Source organism: Marinobacter sp. ATCH36 (assembly GCF_023555055.1).
In the GTDB taxonomy this organism is placed as follows: domain Bacteria; phylum Pseudomonadota; class Gammaproteobacteria; order Pseudomonadales; family Oleiphilaceae; genus Marinobacter.
The window spans coordinates 616,359-633,092 of record NZ_JAMJPL010000001.1 but is presented as its reverse complement, the minus strand read 5'-3'; the positions used below and the strand labels follow the sequence as shown (position 1 = coordinate 633,092).

The 16,734-nt window shown below is 57.9% G+C and carries 18 protein-coding genes; 10 read left to right on the top strand and 8 right to left on the bottom strand.

Features of this window, described 5'->3' with window-relative positions; genetic code table 11:
* Positions 1-190 precede the first annotated feature (190 nt).
* Genes ftsX through ftsY form a run of 3 tightly spaced genes read right to left on the bottom strand, consistent with a single transcriptional unit; the run spans position 191 to position 3,081 of the window.
* Positions 191-1,189, bottom strand: a complete 999-nt coding sequence (ftsX, locus tag M8010_RS02815) for a permease-like cell division protein FtsX (RefSeq protein ID WP_250088081.1) — start codon at positions 1,187-1,189, stop codon at positions 191-193.
* Positions 1,182-1,865 carry a cell division ATP-binding protein FtsE gene (gene ftsE, locus M8010_RS02810; RefSeq protein ID WP_250088079.1) on the bottom strand — a complete coding sequence of 228 codons (684 nt, stop codon included), beginning with the start codon at positions 1,863-1,865 and terminating at the stop codon, positions 1,182-1,184. The genes ftsX and ftsE overlap by 8 nt, the downstream gene beginning before the upstream one ends.
* Before the next feature lie 25 nt (positions 1,866-1,890).
* Complete coding sequence (gene ftsY / locus M8010_RS02805; RefSeq protein ID WP_250088077.1) at positions 1,891-3,081, bottom strand: signal recognition particle-docking protein FtsY; 1,191 nt, start codon at positions 3,079-3,081, stop codon at positions 1,891-1,893.
* A gap of 143 nt (positions 3,082-3,224) precedes the next feature.
* Here ftsY and rsmD point away from each other — a divergent pair, with 143 nt between their 5' ends.
* Positions 3,225-3,821 carry a 16S rRNA (guanine(966)-N(2))-methyltransferase RsmD gene (gene rsmD / locus M8010_RS02800; protein ID WP_250088075.1) on the top strand — a complete coding sequence of 199 codons (597 nt, stop codon included), beginning with the start codon at positions 3,225-3,227 and terminating at the stop codon, positions 3,819-3,821.
* Positions 3,822-4,006: 185 nt separating this feature from the next.
* Here rsmD and M8010_RS02795 read toward each other — a convergent pair whose 3' ends face one another.
* Positions 4,007-5,185 carry a DesA family fatty acid desaturase gene (locus tag M8010_RS02795; protein WP_250088066.1) on the bottom strand — a complete coding sequence of 393 codons (1,179 nt, stop codon included), beginning with the start codon at positions 5,183-5,185 and terminating at the stop codon, positions 4,007-4,009.
* Between the two features lie 145 nt (positions 5,186-5,330).
* On the opposite strand from M8010_RS02795, the gene mutM reads away from it, so the two are divergent.
* From mutM to M8010_RS02760, 7 genes are all read left to right on the top strand, one after another.
* On the top strand, positions 5,331-6,155 hold the full coding sequence (gene mutM, locus M8010_RS02790; RefSeq protein ID WP_250088064.1) for a bifunctional DNA-formamidopyrimidine glycosylase/DNA-(apurinic or apyrimidinic site) lyase: 825 nt from the start codon (positions 5,331-5,333) through the stop codon (positions 6,153-6,155).
* Between the two features lie 205 nt (positions 6,156-6,360).
* Positions 6,361-6,690 carry a hypothetical protein gene (locus M8010_RS02785; RefSeq protein ID WP_250088061.1) on the top strand — a complete coding sequence of 110 codons (330 nt, stop codon included), beginning with the start codon at positions 6,361-6,363 and terminating at the stop codon, positions 6,688-6,690.
* Positions 6,691-6,767: 77 nt separating this feature from the next.
* Positions 6,768-7,457 carry a GMP/IMP nucleotidase gene (gene yrfG, locus M8010_RS02780; RefSeq protein WP_250088059.1) on the top strand — a complete coding sequence of 230 codons (690 nt, stop codon included), beginning with the start codon at positions 6,768-6,770 and terminating at the stop codon, positions 7,455-7,457.
* A gap of 41 nt (positions 7,458-7,498) precedes the next feature.
* On the top strand, positions 7,499-7,906 hold the full coding sequence (gene hslR, locus M8010_RS02775; RefSeq protein ID WP_250088057.1) for a ribosome-associated heat shock protein Hsp15: 408 nt from the start codon (positions 7,499-7,501) through the stop codon (positions 7,904-7,906).
* 62 nt (positions 7,907-7,968) lie between these two features.
* Positions 7,969-8,823 (top strand): Hsp33 family molecular chaperone HslO, encoded by an 855-nt coding sequence (gene hslO, locus M8010_RS02770; protein ID WP_250088056.1) that lies wholly within the window; start codon positions 7,969-7,971, stop codon positions 8,821-8,823.
* A gap of 177 nt (positions 8,824-9,000) precedes the next feature.
* Positions 9,001-10,533 carry a phosphoenolpyruvate carboxykinase gene (locus M8010_RS02765; RefSeq protein WP_250088054.1) on the top strand — a complete coding sequence of 511 codons (1,533 nt, stop codon included), beginning with the start codon at positions 9,001-9,003 and terminating at the stop codon, positions 10,531-10,533.
* A 96-nt stretch (positions 10,534-10,629) separates the two neighbouring features.
* Entirely contained in the window at positions 10,630-11,295 is a 666-nt protein-coding gene (locus M8010_RS02760) for a YciC family protein (RefSeq protein WP_250088052.1), read from the top strand.
* A 108-nt stretch (positions 11,296-11,403) separates the two neighbouring features.
* Here M8010_RS02760 and M8010_RS02755 read toward each other — a convergent pair whose 3' ends face one another.
* A complete protein-coding gene (locus tag M8010_RS02755; protein WP_250088050.1) occupies positions 11,404-11,580 on the bottom strand; it encodes a DUF2897 family protein in 177 nt (58 codons plus the stop codon).
* Between the two features lie 84 nt (positions 11,581-11,664).
* On the opposite strand from M8010_RS02755, the gene M8010_RS02750 reads away from it, so the two are divergent.
* Entirely contained in the window at positions 11,665-12,333 is a 669-nt protein-coding gene (locus M8010_RS02750; RefSeq protein ID WP_250088048.1) for a DNA-3-methyladenine glycosylase I, read from the top strand.
* Between the two features lie 2 nt (positions 12,334-12,335).
* Here M8010_RS02750 and M8010_RS02745 read toward each other — a convergent pair whose 3' ends face one another.
* Together M8010_RS02745 and M8010_RS02740 are read right to left on the bottom strand one after the other, a co-directional pair.
* Positions 12,336-13,076 carry a DnaJ domain-containing protein gene (locus M8010_RS02745; RefSeq protein ID WP_250088041.1) on the bottom strand — a complete coding sequence of 247 codons (741 nt, stop codon included), beginning with the start codon at positions 13,074-13,076 and terminating at the stop codon, positions 12,336-12,338.
* An 8-nt stretch (positions 13,077-13,084) separates the two neighbouring features.
* On the bottom strand, positions 13,085-13,786 hold the full coding sequence (locus M8010_RS02740) for a VWA domain-containing protein (protein ID WP_250088039.1): 702 nt from the start codon (positions 13,784-13,786) through the stop codon (positions 13,085-13,087).
* Between the two features lie 104 nt (positions 13,787-13,890).
* On the opposite strand from M8010_RS02740, the gene nfsA reads away from it, so the two are divergent.
* The gene (gene nfsA, locus M8010_RS02735) at positions 13,891-14,628 is read left to right on the top strand and encodes an oxygen-insensitive NADPH nitroreductase (RefSeq protein WP_250088037.1); all 738 of its coding nucleotides are present in this window, start codon (positions 13,891-13,893) and stop codon (positions 14,626-14,628) included.
* 24 nt (positions 14,629-14,652) lie between these two features.
* Here the strand turns inward: nfsA and M8010_RS02730 are convergent, their stop codons facing one another.
* Complete coding sequence (locus M8010_RS02730; protein WP_250088035.1) at positions 14,653-16,713, bottom strand: TRAP transporter large permease subunit; 2,061 nt, start codon at positions 16,711-16,713, stop codon at positions 14,653-14,655.
* Positions 16,714-16,734 lie beyond the last annotated feature (21 nt).

Sequence of the window (16,734 nt, the reverse complement as noted above, 5' to 3'; positions counted from 1 at the left end):
TATCCTCCGAACCGACGGCCAACAAATATACCAATTGAAGCTTTGACCGCCAAGTGCTCTGAAAGTTCCTTGAATCCCCACTAAAACGTTTTAAATCAACAAACTGGGAACCTGATTACTTCTTACCATCTACTTCCAACCTACTCCGAAAGCTGACAGGTTTTCAATACGGTATTCCCGAGACCGAAGATCACCCTCCGGCAATTTCGCCGGGCTCGATATCATCCAGGTGGCGTTTAACAGCCACCCAAGCGCCCAACCAGCCTAACAGCATGGCGGCAATTATCAACGCCAGCACGCCGTCGAAGGTAAGACCATTAAGGGAAAATTCGCTGCGGTAAAGCCCTGCCAGGCGTTCGACCGGCCCACTGAGCCACCAAAGCGATATCTGCAGCAGTATCCACGCTACTATACCACCCCCAAGACCAAACCATGCACCAGTATATAGAAACGGCCGGCGAACGAAGGCATCGGTGCCCCCGACCAGCTTTGCCACCAGAATCTCGTCACGGCGGTTTTCGATCGCAAGGCGCACGGTATTACCAATCACCAACACCACCGCAGCCGCCAGCAACAGGGCCAACGCCCAGACTGCACGGCCAAGAAGATCCGTCATGGCGTTCAGGCGCTGTAACCAGCCCAGATCTACCTGAACCCGCTCCACGCCTTCCAGCCCTTCAATTACTGTCAGCAACATTTCCACGCCATCGGCGGTGCGGGAGCTCTCACTGGGCGTGACCAGCAGAGTGTGGGGCAACGGGTTCTCATCCAGGTAGTCCAGGGCATCTTCCAGGCCGGAAGAGGCACGGAATTCAGTTAACGCCGTGTCCCGGTCGATCAGCTCTACTTCAGCCACGCGGCTGTCATCAGCCACTTCGGCTTTCAGGGCCTGTGCCTCTTCAATGGAGACGGAATCGTTCAGGTACGCGGTCACCCGTGCGGAGCTTTCCCAGCCCGCGCTGACACCTTCCAGGCTGGCCAGCAACAGCATCAGCGCTACCGGCAACGCCAGGGCCACACCCATGACCATCCAGGTCATCATACTGGCAACAGGGGACTGCCACAGCCTCTGAGCGCTGTCCCGGGCGACCTTGCGGTGGTGGTTCAGGTAACTCTCAGCCTGTTCGCGCCAGGGTGAACGGGCACTTTTCGCACCACGGCTCTGTTGCTTGCGGGGATCGTTAGCCATGCCGGCCTCCCGCTGCGGCAGCACCGGGCACCAGGCGACCCTGATCCAGCGTGAGTGTGCGGTGGCCAAGCTCATTGATCAGAGCTATATCGTGAGTGGCAATCAGCACTGTGACCCCAACCTGGCTGAAATCCGCGAACAGCCTCATGATATCGGTCGACAGTTCCGGGTCCAGGTTACCCGTAGGCTCATCCGCAAGCAGTACCGGCGGCTTGTTCACCACTGCCCGAGCAATACCCACGCGCTGTTGCTCACCACCGGAAAGCTGCAAAGGATTCATCTTTTCCTTGCTCAGCAAACCGACCTTGTCCAGTGCAGCCCGAACGCGGCGACCAATATCCCGCGCAGGCGTACCCATGACTTCCAGGGGCATCGCCACGTTATCGAACACGGTACGGTCAAACAGCAACTGGTGATTCTGGAACACCACCCCGATGTGACGGCGGATGTAGGGCACCTGGCGGCGTGGCAGGGTGTTGAGCACCTGCCCGCCCACAATCACCTCACCGGCGCTGGGGCGCTCCATCACCATGATGAGCTTCAGCAGGGTACTTTTACCGGCACCGGAGTGGCCGGTGAGGAACGCCAGCTCGCCACGCTCGAGGCCGAAATTAACCTGGCGCAGCGCCGTGTGATCGCTGTCGTAGCGCTTGGTGACCTGGCGAAACTCGATCATTAAGGGTTACTTCTCCGGGGTGTCATCAAGCGTTCTCGTCAAACAGCGCATCGACAAAAGTGCGGGCATCGAAACTGCGCAGGTCGTCCACCTGCTCCCCGACACCAATATACCGAATGGGCAACTGCAACTGCCGGGCAATGGCGAACACAATACCACCCTTTGCCGTGCCGTCCAGTTTGGTCAGGGTGATCCCGCTGACTCCCACCGCCTGCTGGAAAACCTGGGCCTGGCTCAGGGCGTTCTGGCCGGTACCTGCGTCCAGAACCAGCATGACTTCGTGGGGTGCCGAGTCATCCAGCTTCTTCATCACGCGAACCACTTTCTCCAGCTCGCTCATCAGATTGTCCTTGTTCTGAAGACGGCCAGCAGTGTCGGCAATCACCACGTCCACACCACGTGACTGGGCCGACTGAATGGCATCGAAAATCACCGATGCACTATCCGCACCGGTGTGCTGAGCCACCACCGGCACACTGTTGCGCTCGCCCCACACCTGCAGCTGCTCGACTGCCGCCGCCCGGAAAGTATCACCCGCCGCCAGCATCACCGACTTGCCATCACGCTGGAACAGTTTGGTGAGCTTGCCGATGGTGGTGGTTTTACCCACACCGTTCACGCCCACCATCAGAATGACGTAGGGCTTCTTCCCGGCATCAATTTCCAGGGGCCTGGTGACATCCGCCAGCAGACCGTGGAGCTCATCACGCAAGGCCTTGCGCAGGGCTTCGCCATCCTTGAGCTGGTTGCGCTCCAGCTTGTCGGTGAGCGATTCAATAATCTCCGACGTGGCAGTAACGCCCACATCCGCCATCAGCAGCGTAGTTTCGATTTCCTCCAGAAGATCCTCGTCCACCTTTTTGCCAATAGAGAACAGATCGGCAAGGCCACCAGTCAGGTTGGCACGGGTTTTACCCAGGCCACTGCGAATGCGCTCGAAAACACTGACCTGTGTCTCTTCAGCTTCCGGCTCGGGTTTTGGTTCCGGCGCGGGCTCCTCTGGCGCCACCTCAGGCTCGGCAGGCACTTCTGCGGGTTCAGCAGGTGCTTCTTTCGTTTCTGCGCCTGCCTCCGGAGTAACGCCCTCAGTGGGTTCCGGCTTCTTCTGCGGCACCGGCTTCGGCCGGGGAACACGCTGGCGATTGGCAGCCACATCCAGAACAAAAACAAGGACAAGAAGGGCCAGAAGGCCGATAGCAATCCACTCTGCCGTCATAGTCATACCATTGGTTGTGATTCGGGGGACAAAAGAAAGCCGTTATTCTAGCAGACTGCTTGCCCTAAGTGAGGGCCGCAGGTGACTCGCCGCACAAACCTTCGTAACATGGCGCAACCCGTAAACAAGAGGCACTTCACACAATGGCGCGCAACCAGAAACCCAGGCCGACCAGCGGCGGCGAACTGCGCATCATCGGCGGCGACTGGCGCAGCCGAAAACTCCGCTTCCCCGAAGCCGGCGGCGTACGCCCAACACCCGCACGCACCCGCGAAACCCTGTTCAACTGGCTGTCGTTCCACATCGCCGGCAGCCGCTGCCTCGACCTCTTCGCCGGCTCCGGCGCCCTCGGCCTCGAAGCCCTGTCCCGAGGCGCCAGCACAGGGGTCTTCGTGGACCATACCCCGGAACTCGCCCAGGCCCTGCGCAGCAACCTGAGGCTACTGAAATCCGACGGCGGAGAAGTCATCTGCCAGAACATCGAAACCTACCTGGCCCAGCCTCCGGCCAAAGCCTCCGACATCCTCTTCATGGACCCACCCTTCAGACAGGGCTGGCTGGAAAAACTGTTCCCGATGATCGCGGACAATGGATGGGTAAAGCCGGGAAGCTGGATCTACGTGGAACACGAAAGCGAACTGCCGACACCCACAACGCCGGCCAACTGGACCCTGCACAGACAAAAAACCGCAGGTCAGGTCACTTACTGTTTATACAAGGTAGGAGAACAACAGAACTAGACGAAAAACCGCAGCCAATCCATTATCGAGGCTTCACTGCGGAAGCATTGCGGTATTACTGCGGCCCGATCGGTCTATGGGTGGGGGGATTTTTTCCGCCAGGAAAAGGTGTCTGAGCGAAGCGAGTTCTTTTCCCAAGGAAAAAACTCCCCCCATCCATAGACCAGCCCCAACCAGCAGGCTGCTTAGGGCGAAGGCCGCAAAGAATAAGCCCGAAGATGCGCCGCAAAGTCCTCCAGGTAGCGAATGCCACTGGCCTCAGCCTCCCGGCACCACTGCACCAATGCCTGAAGCTTCTCCTGCGGCTTCAGCCCACGCTGACGCCACAACTGCTGCAGCTCATTGCTCTTCTCATAAATCTGCCGCAGCACCGCATTGCGCTCAAGCACCGTTTCCAGATGCTCCTTCTCCTGCGGCTCAATCAGCGTGACCTCACGGGACAGCAGATGCTTCAGCTTGCGATAACGCGGACGGATCTCATCGTCCATCAGCGCCTTCTGCTGCCGCAACACCGGCTCCATCACCCGCTTGCGATATTGACGCATGATATCGAAGCGGCTGTTGGTAATGGCCTGAACGGTTTCAACATCCACCTCCTGCTTGCCGGGCACATAGTGCGCAATCGGTTTGAAACCCTTGGGCTTCGCAAGGCCAAAGAGCTGGAACAGACGGATATAGCCCCAACCGATATCCACCTCATACCAGCGACGGGACAGCTTGGAGGAGTTGGGATAAGTGTGGTGATTGTTGTGCAGCTCTTCACCGCCGATGAGGATGCCCCATGGCGAAATATTGCGGGCGTTGTCGGCACACTCGAAATTCCGGTAACCCATGTAATGGCCGATACCGTTAACAACACCGGCGGCCCATACCGGAATCCACATCATCTGCACGGCCCAGATCCAGATACCGTGCACACCGAAAAGGAGTAAGTCGATGACCGCCATCAACTGAATACCCAGCATGGGATAACGGCTGTAAACCCTGTTTTCCACCCAGTCTTCCGGGGTGCGCTGGCCATATCGCTCCAGGGTTTCCGGCGTGCCCGCTTCGTCATAAAGCTCTGCACCTTCAAACAGCACCTTGCGAATGCCCAGGACAACGGGGCTGTGTGGGTCTTCCTCGGTTTCGCACTTGGCGTGATGCTTACGGTGGATAGCCGTCCACTGTTTGGTATTCTGAGCTGTAGTCAGCCAAAGCCAGAAACGGAAGAAATGCGCCAGCACCGGATGGAGATCCAGTGAGTTGTGGGCGGAATGGCGATGCAGGTAAAGCGTAACGCTGATGATCGTGATGTGGGTAAGCCCCAGCGCAACCAGGATCAACTGCATCACTGAAAGGTCAAGAAGACCGTTGTACCACATAGAGCATTCCTCATTCCGGTAATTCCCAACAACCGTATCACCTAACTTTAGCGTACAGTTGTTAGCCCGAACAACCGCATTTGGCCGCGAATTTGTTACCGATTACACTCATCCGTGACCGCACGTGCCGCTGGAGTATGTAGCCTTGCCCGAATTACCCGAAGTAGAGACCACCCGACGCGGCATCGCGCCCCACTGTGAAAATCGCACAATCACCCGGGTAAACGTGCGCGACAGCCGCCTGCGCTGGCCGGTGCCGGACAACCTGGCGGAATTGCTGGAAGGCGCCACCATCCAGAGCGTGGACCGCAGGGCCAAATACCTGCTGATTGGCGTGAGTTCAGCCACCGTAGCCGGCTCGCTGATTGTGCACCTGGGCATGTCCGGCAGCTTGCGAGTGATCACCGACCAGAGCGAACCCCTTCTCCATGACCACGTGGAGCTGACGCTGGACAACGGCATACGCCTGCGCTTCAACGACCCACGCCGTTTCGGTTGCTGGCTATGGTCCGAAACCCCCGACCAGCACCCGCTGATCGCCAGCCTGGGGCCGGAACCCCTGGCCCCGGAGTTCAACAGCCGACTGCTCTACCACCTGTCCCGGAACAAGAAAACACCGGTGAAGTCGTTCATCATGGACAACCATGTGGTGGTGGGTGTGGGCAACATCTACGCCAACGAAGCCCTGTTCAAAGCCGGCATCCACCCTCGCCGCGCCGCGGGCCGCATAAGCCTGGACCGTTACAGCCGCCTGACTGAAGCCATTCGCGAAACCCTCAGTGCCGCCATTCTCATGGGCGGAACGACCCTGAGAGACTTCGTTAACAGCGACGGCAAGCCCGGCTATTTTGCCCAGTCGCTGCTGGTGTATGGCCGCACCGGTGAGCCCTGCAAGGAATGCGGACATCCATTGAAGGAAATCCGGATGAACCAGCGCTCGACAGTTTATTGTGGCAGATGCCAGCGCTAAATGGCTCTCAAACCACGATCAGACAACTACTGAAACAGAAAAACCGTTTGAAAATACGTAAATATGATTCATAGTTAACAGAGTATCCATATTCTTAAGCTACAATAAGTGGACTTTGTATCGTCAGCCACCCAAGGCAGGGCGACCATCGGCCAGTTGACTACCAGTTGATTAAAAGTGCCGACAAGCTCAGGAGAAACAAGAAATGATCGGTAAGATTTCCCACATCGTTGTTACAGCCGTAGCGGTTTGCCTGTTGGCGTTTTCCTCTGTCGGCCATGCCCAGGCCATTGATGAAGAACCCTCCGCACTGGCAATGACCGGTGACGCGCTGTTTGTCCGCCCGGCCCTGTTTGCCACTACCGTTGTGGGAAGCGTCGTTTACCTGGTATCCCTGCCGTTCTCCGCACTTGGCGGTAATGCCGGTGAAGCCGGTGAAGTGCTGGTTGTCAATCCAGCCAAAGCCACCTTCGTTCGCTGCCTGGGCTGTACCCGTACCGGCAGGAAGCCCGAGACTATCGAGCAAGACAACTGATCCGTAAAATCCCGTCTTGCCAACTGTCATATTCTTCGGCAGCCTAAAGCTTAAATAACTTCAGGCTGTTTTTGTTTATGGTGAACTGGCATTCTCTCGATACGGTGTTCCTGGATATGGACGGGACACTGCTCGACCTGCATTTCGACAACCACTTCTGGCTTGAACACCTGCCCAGGCGATATGCCGAACACAACAATCTCAGCCCCGAAGAAGCCCGTGACACCATTATCCCCATGATCATGGCCGAACGAGGCTCCCTTAACTGGTACTGTACCGACTACTGGAGTAATCGCCTTGATCTGGATATTACCGGCCTGAAGGCGGAAGTGGGCGACCGCATCGGTTATCTGCCCCACGTAACGGAGTTTCTCGACACCCTGCAAGACAGCGGCCTGCGCTCAGTGATTGTCACCAACTGCCATCCGGATCCGCTCAGCCTGAAACTGCAGCGCACCGGCCTAGACAGCCGGGTAAACAACATTATCTCCAGCCACCAGCTTGGCAAACCCAAAGAAGACCCGGTCTTCTGGCAGGACCTGGCGCGGCTTGAGGCCTATCAGCCCGCCACGACCCTGATGGTGGACGACAGCTTCCCGGTACTGGAAAGCGCCCGCGCCGCCGGCATCGCCCAATGCCTGGCCATCCTGGCACCAGACAGCCAGCAGGCCGCCCGGGACAGACACCCGGACATACCCTCGATTCATCGCTTCGATGAAGTCCTGCCGGCCCTGCGTCAACGCCAGCCCCTGCCATCCGGCCAGTGAGCCAGCTATACTATGGCTATACGTTCATCAGGTGAGGAGACATGACGGCAACCACCACTGACGACACCCGCGTACGACTCGACAAATGGCTGTGGGCAGCACGCTTCTATAAAACCCGCAACCTCGCCAAGCAGGCCATCGAAGGGGGCAAGGTTCACTACAACAGCCAGCGAACCAAACCGGGCAAAATGGTCGAGCCCGGTGCCAAAGTCACGCTGCGGCAGGGGTGGCAGGAGCGCATTGTAATCGTGGACGACCTCAGCGAACGTCGTCAGGGTGCACCGGAGGCACAGAAGCTCTACCACGAAACCGAAGACAGCGTGAAACGCCGGGAAGAGCTCTCATGGCAGCGTAAAACCATGCAGGCGGCGCAGTTACCGCCGGCACGGCGGCCCTCCAAAAAAGACCGCCGGGATATCCAGCGCTTCCGGGAACAGAACGGGCTCTGATGGCACTGGCCTCTCGCCTCAACGATCACCGATTCCGACTTTAACGCTCAGGAGAAAACACCATGGCATCCCGGGACCAGTTCCAGCGATTTATATTCGAAGACAGCCAGGTCCGGGGCGCCTGGGTCAAACTGAACGACAGCTACAGCGAAATCGGCAATCAGGCCCCATATCCTGCCTCTGTGCGGCGCGTTCTGGGGGAGTCCCTGGCGGCCGGCGTTTTGATGAGCAGCACGCTAAAATTCGAGGGCACCCTATCCCTGCAGGCCCAGGGCGACGGCCCCGTCCGCACATTGATGGCCGAATGCAGTCACGACCGCTTTATTCGTGGCCTCGCCCGTTACGACGAGCACGCGGTGACGGAAGATTCCCTGGATGCACTGCTGGGCGAAGGCCGGATGGCTATTACCATTTCACCGGACAAGGGCCAGCGCTACCAGGGCGTGGTACCGCGGGAAAAAGAAAACCTGGCCGGCTGTCTGGAGGAGTATTTCGAACGCTCCGAACAGATCCCCACCAGTTTCTTCCTGTTTGCCGACGAAAACTGCAGTGCTGGCCTGATGCTGCAGAAGCTGCCCGGTAATACCGAACAGGATTCCGACCTTTGGGATCGCCTTAACCATCTGGCCGGTACCGTCAAAGCCGAGGAACTGCTGGGACTGGACAGTGAAACCGTATTGCACCGCCTGTTTAATGAGGAAACCGTGCGCCTGTTCGACGCCGAGCCTGTCGCCTTTCGCTGCAGCTGTTCACGGGAACGCACTCTGGGCGCACTGGAGGCCATTGGCCAGGAAGAGTGCTACAGTATTCTGGAGGAGCAGGGTTCCATCGAAATGGACTGCCAGTTCTGTCACCAACACTATCGCTTCGATAGAAATGATATTGATCACCTTTTCACCGGCCATACGTTACACTAAATGCCCGGCGGAATGGCCTGGAAGCCAGTCGCAGAGCGGTTTCCAGGGCAGTCGTTTTTTACCGGCGTCTCTGGCATAATAGCGCGCCTGAATTGACCCGATTGCTCAGATTTCCGTCAATTTTTTTCAGGGGGACGGCCTGGGCAATCACGATCACATCCCGAGGGCGAGGTCGAAGTGAGCAACACTTATAATGATCTGTGTGCAGCGCAACTGGTTGAGCTGGCACTGGAAAGACGTGAAGGTCAGCTGGCCGCAAACGGTTCACTGGTGGTAAAAACCGGCAAGCGCACTGGCCGGTCCCCGATGGACCGCTACATCGTCGAGGAGCCAAGCACCTCTGACGACATTCACTGGGGCCCCATCAACCGCCCGTTCGACGCGGAAAAGTTTGATGCCCTCTGGGACCGTGTCGAAGCCTACATTGCCGAGAAAGACAGCTTTGTAAGCCAGGTACATGTTGGCTCCGACCCGGAACACTACCTGCCGGTACGCATGACCACCGAAACCGCGTGGCAGAACCTGTTCGGCCAGAACCTGTTCATTCGCCCGGACAGCTACAACCCGGCCGACAAGCAGGAATGGCAGATCCTCAACGCTGCGAACTTCGAGTGCGTGCCCCAGCGTGACGGCACCAACAGCAACGGCTGCGTAATCATCAACTTTGCCAGGCGCAAGGTTCTGCTGGCAGGCATGCACTACGCCGGCGAGATGAAAAAGGCCATGTTCTCGGTGCAGAACTTCCTGCTGCCAGAGAAAGACGTACTGCCCATGCACTGCTCCGCCAACGTGGGTGAAGACGGCGAAACCTGCCTGTTCTTCGGCCTCTCCGGCACTGGTAAGACCACTCTCTCCGCCGACCCGGACCGCTTCCTGATCGGTGACGACGAGCACGGCTGGGGCCCCGGGACGGTATTCAACATTGAAGGTGGCTGCTACGCCAAGTGCATCGACCTGAGCCGGAAAAACGAACCCATCATCTGGGACGCGATCCGCTTTGGTGCCCTGGTCGAGAACGTCACCATCGACCCGGAAACTCGCGAGCCGGACTACACTGACGTTTCTCTCACTGAAAACTCCCGCTGCGCCTATCCGCTGGAGCATGTTGAGAAGCGCGTGATCGAAAACCGCGCCGGTGAGCCGTCACATATTGTGTTCCTGACCTGCGACATGACCGGCGTACTCCCGCCGGTATCCGTCCTCAGCAAGGAAGCCGCAGCCTATCACTTCCTCAGTGGCTACACCGCACTGGTGGGCTCCACGGAAATGGGCTCTTCTTCCAAGCTGAAAGCCACCTTCTCCACCTGCTTCGGCGCACCCTTCTTCCCGCGCCCGGCCGGCGTGTACGCCGAACTGCTGATGAAGCGCATGGACGAGTTTGGCAGCAAGGTATTCCTGGTTAACACCGGCTGGACCGGCGGCTCCTACGGCGTGGGCGAGCGCTTCAGCATACCCACCACCCGTGGCATCATTGCTGCCATCCAGAACGGCGACCTGGACGACGCGGAAACCGAGCACCTGCCCACCCTGAACCTGGACGTGCCGGTAGACGTGCCAGGCGTCGACAACAACTTGCTAAACCCGCGCAACACATGGGCCAGCAAGGAAGACTATGACGCCAAGGCCGCTGAACTGATTGGCCAGTTTGTCGAGAACTTCAAGAAGTTTGATGTTGCCGACTCCATTGTGGAGGCCGGGCCGAAAGCCTGAGCCCGCCTTCACTGAAAAAAGCGCCCTGCTCTTCTTGGAGTACGGCGCTTTTTTTATGTAATGCAGGCTCTCGCCACTTAAATAACGGAGTTGAAATTGACTAAAACTTTTTTACTGGATACCTGGTCTTTTTTCAGGGCAAATTTTATTGCCATCAGCCTGATAATGGTTCCGTTCACCATCCCACTCGAAATCTTCTCCTTTATCTACTATCAGAATATGGTTGGCGACGAAGCTGGACTGGCGTCATTTCTCCCTGTGATTGTTTATGCCCTTTTTTATCCAATCTTTGGTGCGGCTATCGTTTTCTATATCGCATCCGTCATTAACGATCGCGATATAACGGCCAGCCAGGCATGGGCGCTGGGATTAAAGCACTGGCCGTCCTATTTTGTGTTAACCGTAATTCTGATTCTGACCATTGGTTTCGGGTTTGCGCTGTTTATATTGCCAGGGCTATTTCTGGCGGCAAGATTTGCTTTTTCCGAGTTCGATCTGTTGCTCGAGAAGCAGGACCCCTTACAGAGCCTGAGGTCGAGCTGGGAGTCCAGTAGAGAACACTTCTGGATTCTGCTCAATGGTGGATTGATCATAACGTTTGTCATTTATGCGCCCTATTTTCTACTGGCCTCTGTTCTGAACGAGGCAGGGCTGTACGCAGACATTCTGGACCCCATCGTGGGCATTATCGAGTCTGTACTTATGGTCTTGTATACCATCTATGCTTTCAGGGTTTATCACTATGCGTTCAGGCAGTCATAATTCAGATAGCCACCGCACACTTCCGCGCGAAGATACTCTACCCCAGTGACTCGCCACCCAGGCGAATCACTGGGGTAGATCGGGGAAATCACGGGATGGCTGAACGGATTACCACTGCTCCCTGTCTTCCGCACTTTCCTCGGCTTCAGTTTCGGCCTTGCGCTGCTGGATCTTCTTCATCTTTTCTTTCGATATTGGCATCTTGCCGCTGTCGCGCAGCATGAACAGTCCACCAAGGACCAGGGCGATCGCCCCGAGCAGAAAAACCCATCCTATCGTTGGCATAACCGTGACTCCCTGACCAGAATGGTTTCCTTTATAGTGGACCACATACCTTCAGACCTACAACCAGATTTCGGATATTACGCCATGTCGTTTTCCCGGATTTACAAACAGGCGGCCGCCCGCAAGGGAGGGGAAGCTGCTCTGAATTCACTCCTGCCCCGGGTTGCCGGCCCCGGTGAGCTTGAAGCCATGGGCGATGACCGTTACCTGTCGGAGGTTACCCGTTGCGTGTTCAAGGCCGGCTTTGTATGGAGGGTGATCGAGAACAAGTGGCCGGGATTTGAGGAAGCATTCAAGGGTTTTGTGCCGCTCTACTGGCAGCAGGTGCCGCCAGAAGTGCTGGAAGACCTGACCCAGGACGAGCGCATTGTGCGGAATATGCAGAAAATTCGCACTGTGCCGGACAACGCCCGGATGATTGTCGATGGCGGCAGGGAGCACGGTAGCTTCGGGGCTTTTCTGGCACATTGGCCGTCGGATGATCAGGTTGGACTGCTGATGTGGCTCAAGCGCAACGGCGCTCGGTTAGGTGGCAACACGGCCCAGTATTTCCTGCGCCGGGTTGGCTGGGACGGATTTATCCTGTCTTCGGATGTGGCGGCCGGGCTGCACCGGGAAGAACGGCTGGATGCATCACCGGGCAGCAAAAAAGCCCTGGTTCAGGCGCAGGCCGCCTTTAACGAATGGCACCGGGAAACCGGCCTGCCCTACAGCCATTTGTCCCGGATTCTATCCTATTCGGTGGGGGACTGACGTCATTCGCCAAGCAGAAGCTCCTTGGCCTCGTTGATGCGGGCCGCAAAATAGTTGCTACCGCCCCGGTCCGGGTGCATCTTCTGCATCATTCGCCGGTGCGCCTGGATAATGTCGTTGCGGGTGGCGTCGGGCTCTACCCCCAGAATATCCCGGGCTTCGCTTTCAGACAGTGCGCCGCCCCGGTAACCTTGTTCATTTTCACTCTGATGGCTATCACCACCTGTGCCAGGGTCGTCCGTGCGCCAGGAGTCGCCAAAGCGACGGTCCAGATAGGTTTCCAGCAGGCGGGCAGAGTCGTCATCGTGCTGTCGGCAATACTGCAGCAGCTCGATAAACTCGTCCTCGCCCAGGTCGGCCAGCGTTCGCCCCGCCATCGGGCCTTTCAGTATCTCGCCGCTCATGTCTCCGGAGTCGTGGTCCAGGGTCATGTTGAGGATATCGCTGGCAACGTGGGATTGATTACCCGTTCTGGCTTCTGCTCCCCTGGCCTCACCGCCAAAGCCACCGGACATCTGGCCGCCCAGCATGGCTGGCAGGAAGCGGCGCAGCAGCGGAAACAGGAAGCCCAACAGCGCAAACAGGAAGTGCAAACGGCCCGTCAGTGCCATAACCACCACCACGAGGATGCCGGAAAACAATGCCAGTTTGATGATGGCCGGTTTGCGCTGGCTGGCCGGCTGGCTGCGCAGCCAGAACCATGCAACAACCGCAAATATAATGACCAGAAACGTTAATGGCACAATGAGCGCTACCTGATCTGCTGAGTCAGTCGTTTTACTTCCGGGGAGCTGCGGCTGGAAAAATCCTGCAACGCCTTGGCGCCCCCGGATGCATAGACCGCAACTGCCGCCATAAGATCCTTCAATATTTGGGGACTGTTGCGATCAAACGGTGCGTAAGCGCCACCAGAAAGTTTGCTGACCTGCTGGAAAACCGCTCTGGCATGGGCGTCGCTGCCCTCATGGAACATGAAAACCGGAGTTCGCAGCATGCCCAGTTCACCGGCAGTGTGGCAGAGTTCGTCGACCGGTTCTTCGCAACAATCGCCGATAAATACCACGGCCTTCACCGGTTGTGCCCGGGTTTCCTTGAGCGCATGAGCCAGCACCCGACTGATCTGCGTTCGCCCGCCCAGGCAGGAGACACCATTCATCAGGTTCAGCAGTTGCCCGGTCTCGCTGACAAAGGCCGTGGACTTGAACTCGCGAAAGCCCCGGTAGTAGCACAGCTGTATCGCCAGGCCACCGAGATCCCGGGTGGCCAGAAACAACTCGCTTTGCAGATCACACGCCTGGTCCCAAGTGGCCTCCCGGCTGGCGGTGGCGTCCAGGGCAAAAATCAGCCGGCCCTGCCCGCCGCCGCTTTGCGGCATCTTCTGGACCTGGTGAATAAACTGGTCGATCGACTGTTTGTCCGACCGGGTACTCACCGGTTTGTCATTCTTTGGCATAAGTGCAGATATCCCCGAGTGATCGGTTTCTTCAATAGTGGCTTTGCGAAGGCCGTAAGGCAATGGCAGGATATCTGCTTTATTGAGATGTAACAGAAGGTGCCATGAACACAACCATCGAACTACTGAGGTCACACCGCTCTATCCGCAAGTTCCAAAGCCGTCAGATCCCTCGGGAGCTGTTCGAGGAACTGATTCGCGCCGGCCAGAGCGCCGCCACCTCCAGCCATGTGCAGGCCTATTCCATTATCCATGTGGTTAATCCCGATAACCGGGCAGCCCTGGCGGAATTGAGCGGTGGCCAGCGCTATGTGGCGGAATGCTCGGATTTCCTGGTGTTCTGCGCGGATATGAAGCGGGCCACCGATGCCGCCGAACGTGCCGGTGCCGAGGTGGTTCGTGGCATGACCGAACAGTTGCTGGTGGCCAGCATCGATACTGCGCTGGTTGCTCAGAATGTTGCTACGGCGGCGGAGTCCGAAGGGTTGGGGCTGTGTTATATCGGCGGCATCCGCAACAACCCGGCCGAAGTGAGCAAGTTGCTGCGCCTACCCGACCACGTTTACCCGGTGTTCGGCATGTGCCTGGGCTACCCGGACCAGGATCCTGAGGTGAAACCACGCCTGCCACTGGCGTCGATCCTGAAGGAGGATTATTACCAGGACGAGCAGGACCCGGAGCTGGTAGCAGAATTCGACGCCACCATGCACACCTATTACCACGCCCGCACCGGGGGTAACAAGGACACCAACTGGTCGGAACAGCTCAAGCCGCTGTTCACCTCCAAGCTACGCCCCCACATGCGCGACTTCCTGCGTAGTAAGGGGTTCGGGATGAAGTGAAGTCCCGGCTCAATTACACCGGGCTCAGGCGTAGAACAGCAGCGGTACGAACGCCACCAATACCAGAGAAATGCCCATGGCAATCAGCGGCATGATGATGCGCTCGTGGCGCTGATAGAAGGTGCCATCCTCCTGCTGGGCCGCCAGCACTTCCGCTTCGCCCACCACTTGCCGGGTCAGCAGGTGGTTCAGGGCTACCGGCGGGCTCAGGTAGCCCAGCTCAAACGCCACCAGGGTGACCATCCAGAAGTGAACCGGGTCTATACCGCTGCTGTAGGCAATGGTGGCAACGGTTGCTGTTACCAGGATGACGGCACCGAAGGCATCCATGATCATTCCCAGGATAACCAGGATGACCACCATCTGCAGCATGGCCGACCAGGCACTGTCGAAAGCCTGGGGGAAAGCTTCCATCAGATGGGAACGTTCGATTACACCACCGATACTGACGGACAGGCCGAGCAGTAATAGCAGGGCACCGATTTCCGCCGTGGTGTCGTTGGTGGCGGATCGCAGGCTCCGCTCCAGGCCCTGATGATTGATCTCGCCGCTGGCTCGACCCTTGCGGTTTTTCAGGCTGATGTGCTCGTACAGCAGGATCGCCAGCATGATGACAGGCAGGAGGCGGGGTGCCGAGAACTCGTCCATTTTTACGTCCAGGGCGAAGCGGTACAGCAACACCACCGCTGTGATCACCAGGACATAGGGAATCAACTGCTTCAATGCCGACATCATTGGCGGGAAGGCAATAGATGCCGGGGCCAGGTCGAACCTGCTCTGACGATTGATCGAAAGCGCGACAACGGTAAACATGGCAGCAGTAAGCAAGAACACCCAGATGCCCCAGCCAAACAGCTCGTCGGTGGTGACTTCCCGGTTGAGATAGGCGATGACCACCACCAGCAGGCAGGGCCGCAAGACGACGCCCAGGGAGCCGGACATGGCGGTGGCTGCCAGCGCCAGATGACGGCGGGCACCGGCGGCACGCAATTCACTGTAGATGACGGCACCGGCGGCAATGACGAAGATACCGGACGCACCAGTATAGGCAGTGGGCACTGCAGCAACCAGCACCGCCACCACAGCAAGCAGCTCTGGCGGCATTTGCCAGGGTCGGAACACGTTGAACACCAGGGTGGCCAGGCGGGTCTGTTTCAGCATCATACCCACCCACACGTACAGGCCAACATTGAGGAACATGTCGGAAAGTTCCATCATCTTGCCCAGGTAGATACCGATACCGGAGGCATGGCCAATCAGGGCGAAGTAGGTGCCTGATATAAGGCACATAACGGTGTACAACGGCACAGCCAGAAACGCCTTGTTCAGGTCACCACCCTCTTGCAGGCCGTCCGGCACCCGCATCAGCCGGTAGAGGCTTGCAAGGGTCAGCGCGGCAAACCCGATGACCCACAGGTTGTGGAGCAACAGCTCCGCCGAAGCCATGGAGTTGTCGGAGCCGAAGCTGGACTGTCTGAAGATCAGACTTGACCCCAGCAACATGGCATTGGCCACGGTCTGCAACGTGTGGGATACGGTGTAGTCCAGGCGGGTTTCCATGGCCCGCATGGCGATGTGGTGGCGGGTCAGGGTGGCAGTTACCGCACACAGCATGACGAGGATAACCAGGATATAGCGCTGAGATTCCAGGCCGAAGGCAATCAGGTCTGCCACGAACAGCTCTACCGCCCGATAGGCTGTGACGCCCGGGGTGAGCTGGTCCTTCAGGTTTTCATAGCTCTGGTAGCTCTGGCGGCAGTTTTCTACCGAGCGTTCGAGTGCCAGGCGCACTTCGTCAGGGTCTTTCTCGGCCTCCCCCAGCAACGCTGCCATGGGGTTGTCGCTGCCCTCTTTCGCCAGTTCTTCCTGCACCGCGGCTTCGATATCCACGCTCGGATCGCAGGTCGGCTGTACCGGGTCTGCTCTTAGTTTGTAGTAGCCACTCCACAGCTGCTCACCACCACGTAGCATCTGGTTGTGGATATCACTGCTGGTGGAAAACAGCACCACCGCCAGCAGAAGCAGGCAGGCCGGCAGGGAAGAGAACCACTCCCTGCCACTTCGGTGAAAACCACCCTGGGACATAACAACTCACTCTGGGAATGT